Origin of the sequence: Hyalangium sp. (genome assembly GCF_045802625.1) — a bacterium.
Classification (GTDB): Bacteria; Myxococcota; Myxococcia; order Myxococcales; family Myxococcaceae; genus Hyalangium.
Genome location: NZ_JBJMQP010000151.1, coordinates 1 through 4564, shown reverse-complemented (window position 1 = coordinate 4564; position 4564 = coordinate 1). Strand labels below are relative to the sequence as shown.

The window sequence follows — 4564 nt, the reverse complement described above, 5'->3', positions numbered from 1 at the left end:
GTCGCGGTTATCGAGGGGAACGGAGATTCAAGATCCGGTTCGCGGCGGCACGATCCATCAATGAACGGGGGCAAGCCATGCTTATCTACCGCGGTACGCCCTCCAGGCGTTTGAATCAGCGGCCGAAAAGTTGCCAGGTAGCAGGCGGCCCGGTCGTGTCTCATTGCCTCAATGATCCAATGACGGCGTCGGTCTTGATTGTAACAGTTCGCCGCGCCCCGTAGAGCCCCGGGATGAACAGGGCTGCCCGCCAGATCCGATGCGTTGTCGGGCGACTGCGGTTGCGTGAAGGCGGCCCATGAGAGCAAGGCGTGCTGAGACAAAGCTCCGCCGCTCGGCCGAGGCGCCGTGCGCAACGAAGGCTATGGCGGCCAGGAGCGGAGGGAGGGCCGGCGAGCCCTCAGGCAGCAGTGAGAAGAGTCTCCTGCCTGCGCCCGTGGACGAGGCTGTCGCGGAGCAGCTCGCATGCTCGCGCCCACTCCACGAGGTGGCGGCCTTCCAGAGGCAGACGGGCGCGAAAGAAGGAGAGCAGGTTGAAGGCCAGCACGCGCAGCCAGGCCACCACCTCCAGCGCCGTGCGGGTGGGGCGGCAGGGCTGGCGCTCGTCCTCGCCCAGGACCATGTCCAGCGTCCAGTGGTGCCGGTTCTCGATGCCCCAGTGCACCCGTACCAGCCGCAACAGCTGTTTGAAGGTGAAGAGGGTGGTGTCCAGGGAGGTAACGAAGTAGCGGTATTCCTCCTCGAAGGTGTCGTCGTCGTCCCAGTGCTGCTGGCGCACCAGCAACAGCATGCGCGCTCCTGGGAAGTCCACTTCATCCTCCTTGAGCGCGTGCGTCCATAGCTCGCGCACCACCGTCCTGCCATGTGCCCGCTCCTGGGTTCGCGCCCGAGCCGGACACTGCTTGGCGGCGAGGGTCTGCACCGCATACGCATGGAGGGTGGGCTGATTGGCCTTCAGCCCGAAGCAGTAGTGCTTGCCCAGCTGTCGCACCAGCGCGGCGTTCGGTGCGGCCGTCAGTCCCGCGTCCGCCGTCGCCACCCCGAAGTGCTCGCCATAGGCCTGCACCACCCGAGGAAACAGCTGCCGGAAGGCGGGAGATTCTCCCTCCTTGGCGCTGACAAACTCCATGTCCAGGCACGGCGCGGCCACCACGCTGGTGAGCACGGCCCGCAGCGCCCCCAGGCTCCACAACTCGCGGCCCGCCTCGTCGTTGGCCACCGATTCAAGGCCCTTCACCTCGCCTTGGTGGGTGGTCCATAGGCTCTTGCCATCCAGGCTCACCACTCCCATGGGAAACGGCAATCGCGCAGTCCTCGGATCCTCGAGTTCCTGCTGCACCTGCGCCCTGCCTGTCTGACTCAGGCCCTGCGCGGACTGCTTCTCCAGCAAGCGCCACAGCGTCGAGCCCGCCACCGCCTGCGGCAGCCCCAGCCGCTTTCGCGTCCGCGCCCCCACGTCCCCGGCCAGCTGCCCCGCCTGCTTCAGCCCCTTCTTTCCCACCGCGAAGGCCGCCACCACCAGCCCCAACAACCCCAGGTGTCCATGGCGCCGGCCTCGCGCATCGCGCGGGTCCTTCACGGCTCTGTCCCACGGCAGCTGCGCCTGCTGCAGCACTCGCCGCTGTTGTCCTCCAAGCCCACTCATGCTCGACTCCTCCTGCCCCGCTTCCGCTCCTATGGCGCAACGGGGCATTGGGGGGATGGGGCTCGCCGGCCCCATCCCTCCGCCTCTGGCCGCAGCCTCAGTGTCGAGCACCTCCTACCTGCCAGGGAAGCGATCAGAACAGCGACCTGGGCGGTCGTGTCCGATTCCGCTGACCCCTTCTGCGCCTAACCTCGCGTCTCCAGGGGCCTTCTTCCGATTCTCACCCAGGAGAACGCATTAGGCCTGGGCTGCCCGCCAGACGAGCAACTGTCAGTCGACACCTGAGGGAAGCGGCGCAGGATACTGACGCAGCGTCCGCTTTACGTCCTCCTCCGACGCGGCAGGCGCACCCTCTCCTCGTTTCAGATGGGGCACGGCGATCAATTACGCGTACGCGCGTCAGCTTCGCCTCCGCCACGCGCTGCCAGTCCGCAGCGCGCGAGGGATCAACAGGCCGAGCAGGTGAGCGTGGACGCGCAAGGGCTCCATGGACCGAGCAGGTGAGCCTGGACGCGCGCGGGGGGCTCCACCGGCCCCGGCTTCACCCGTCCGCCGCGCGCGCTGCCTGTCAGACGCGCGGTTGCTCCACCGGACCCAGCAGGCTCTTTTTGGTGCGCCGAGCGCGCTCTACTCGCTAAGATCCGCAGAGTGCTCGGCCGGAGGTCTGCACAATGGAGTTGAGCGAACAGGCGATGCGCGGTTAGGAGACACCAATGCGCGAGTACATTCTCGACACGTCGGCAATTCGCGGGATGCGCTGGGAGGACCTCGCACAAGCCGCCGAAAGAGCGAGAATCACTGTCTCACCTCTCTCGGTGTACGAGATCCTCTGCCACATTGACGAGCCCGTAAGAGGCGCCAACTCAACGGACGAATCCTTCAAGCTGCGAAAGAACCATCTTTTGCGCTGCCGTCTCCTTGAGATACGTGATGACCCGTTCCTCGAACACGCCAAAGTAGTCGGAGTTGACGAACTTGCGCACCCTTCGAGGTCAGAAGATAGAACCCTCATCCCGAAGATGTGGCCGATTCTAGAGAAGGCATCCTCAGCAGCCGACTTCATGAGTCAGACGCTGAGAGATGATCTCAACATCGAGCGAGAACTGAAGGACGTCGGCAACAGAGCCCGTGAAGTACTAGCCGAGGCCGAGAAGGAATACGAGTCCGAAGTGGAGAGCGTTCGCCGAGAGTTGCTCTCGTCGCTGAGCTTCACGGAAGCAGTGAAGCTCTCAGGCCTGAATTTTGTCAGGTACGTCTCGGACAAAGCCAAGGCCCTCTCAAAGAGCTACCAGAGAGATGGCGCCAAAGTAACGCACGAGCAGATGGTCTACAGCACCATCTTCTACAATGGATATCTAGTCGCTCGGGCTCAGCGGTACATGCACATTTCAGGGCGCAGAGTTGCTGAAAAAGGTCCACTGAAAATCGACCCGAATGACATGGAGGACAACTCCATCCTCCTTCATCTCGACATGCTTACCCCAGTAACTCTCGTAACCGAAGATACAGGGACTCTTGATGCGTGCGACAAGGTCCTCCGGCACCTCAACAGCGCCAGCCAGGAACTGGAGGTGCCTGTAGTTGTTGCTCCCAGAGTCATTGACGTTAAAACATTCAAAGATGAACTGGGCATTGTCTCTCAGGAGCGAGAGAAAGACGCCTAGTACTACGAAGTCATTTCCTCTCCAGGCGAGCGCATCTCCGAGGGAGAATTTCGCTCGGGGAACGGTTGAAGTGACCAGGTAGTATTAAGCCAGGGAAGGTAATTCCGTTCAGGGGGTAGTCCGGAGCGCCAAGGGACCTATCCTTCCCGAGCGACGCAACCTTCGGAGGAGGCGGATAGCGTCTGGATAGAACGCTTCACGCTCCTCGGTCAGCATCCGGCTGAAGTAGGCCACCTTGAGGTGGCTCCAGAAATTCTCAATCCAGTTGAGGGTCTCGGAGGTGTAGTGCGGCAGCCGGAAGGGCCGCACGTAGGGGCTGGCCGCCTCAAGGGCAGTCCGGGCGAGGCGGGAATTGAAAGGGACGCCGTTGTCGAGCACGAGCACGATGCGTTTGCCGGTGAGTTTCGCCCGTCGTACGAGTCGCTCGAGCAGCGGCAGGAAGAGTGCCGTGGTGGCTGTCTTGGGCTGGTGGGTGAAGAGGAACTGCTTGGTGGGGAAGCGGATGGCTCCGCAGACGGCAACCCGGACGTTCTGGCCAGGGGTGGGCAGCCAGAGACGGCGGCCCCGGCGGCGCCACATCGAGGATACGACCGGCAACAACTCGAATCGAGTGGCGTCGGCGTACCACAGCTCGAAATCCACTGCTGGCCAGCAGGCGACTGTCTGGAGCAGATGCAGGCGCCGAGCGGCGCGTTCTTTTCTCCTCCGGGTCGGCCAGGTGCCGAGTGGTACGCTTGGCACGTCGCCATACGAAGCCATGGCAGCGCAGCAACTCGCCTACCCAATAGGGGCTGAGGCCCACTTCAGTGCGCTGCTGCAAGTAGGCCGCTAGCCGTGCGCGTGTCCAGCGGGAGAAGGCGAAGCCCATCTGCCGCGGGTCCTTCTCCACCGCCTCCATCAGGAGCTTGATATAGGTTGCTGTGATACGAGGCGGACGCCCTGTATGCGGGGCATCGGCCAGTCCTCGCAGGCCGTGCAGGCGCCAGCGGCGTCGGCTGTTGTAGATCGTCCTGGCCGTCACTCCCAGGGCACGGGCGATGCTGTTGGCGCTCTCCCCTTGGGCACTCCACAGCACGATAGTAGCGCGCAGGGCCTCGCCCCGGCGGCCATCGCGCACTGCTCGTTGGAGCTCACGCCTCTCGGATGGAGTCAGTTCGATGCGGTCGAAGTTGCAGCGTTGTCGCTGCTCTTGCTACCCACCTCAGAGGGAGGCAGTCATGCTACCCCCTGAACGGAATTACCTTCCCTGGCTTAG

General features: G+C 63.5%; 3 protein-coding genes and 1 pseudogene. 1 reads left to right on the top strand and 3 read right to left on the bottom strand.

Going from position 1 to position 4564, the window contains the following annotated elements; all coding sequences use genetic code 11:
* Positions 1–400: 400 nt before the first annotated feature.
* The gene (locus ACJ8AT_RS27580; protein ID WP_407740865.1) at positions 401–1645 is read right to left on the bottom strand and encodes an ISAs1 family transposase; all 1245 of its coding nucleotides are present in this window, start codon (positions 1643–1645) and stop codon (positions 401–403) included.
* Between the two features lie 713 nt (positions 1646–2358).
* Between ACJ8AT_RS27580 and ACJ8AT_RS27575 the strand changes: the two genes are divergently transcribed.
* Positions 2359–3309 carry a hypothetical protein gene (locus ACJ8AT_RS27575; protein WP_407740864.1) on the top strand — a complete coding sequence of 317 codons (951 nt, stop codon included), beginning with the start codon at positions 2359–2361 and terminating at the stop codon, positions 3307–3309.
* 108 nt (positions 3310–3417) lie between these two features.
* On the opposite strand, the gene ACJ8AT_RS27570 is transcribed toward ACJ8AT_RS27575, so the two are convergent.
* Both ACJ8AT_RS27570 and ACJ8AT_RS27565 read right to left on the bottom strand, forming a co-directional pair.
* The gene (locus ACJ8AT_RS27570) at positions 3418–3951 is read right to left on the bottom strand and encodes a transposase (protein WP_407740863.1); all 534 of its coding nucleotides are present in this window, start codon (positions 3949–3951) and stop codon (positions 3418–3420) included.
* A gap of 67 nt (positions 3952–4018) precedes the next feature.
* Positions 4019–4426, bottom strand: a pseudogene (locus ACJ8AT_RS27565) (helix-turn-helix domain-containing protein); the annotation flags it as partial.
* Positions 4427–4564: the final 138 nt, after the last annotated feature.

Excerpts from the sequence above, each read along its gene's own strand:
- ACJ8AT_RS27575 (WP_407740864.1), top strand. The coding sequence starts at position 2,359 with ATGCGCGAGTACATTCTCGACACGTCGGCAATTCGCGGGATGCGCTGG.
- ACJ8AT_RS27580 (WP_407740865.1), bottom strand. The coding sequence starts at position 1,645 with ATGAGTGGGCTTGGAGGACAACAGCGGCGAGTGCTGCAGCAGGCGCAG.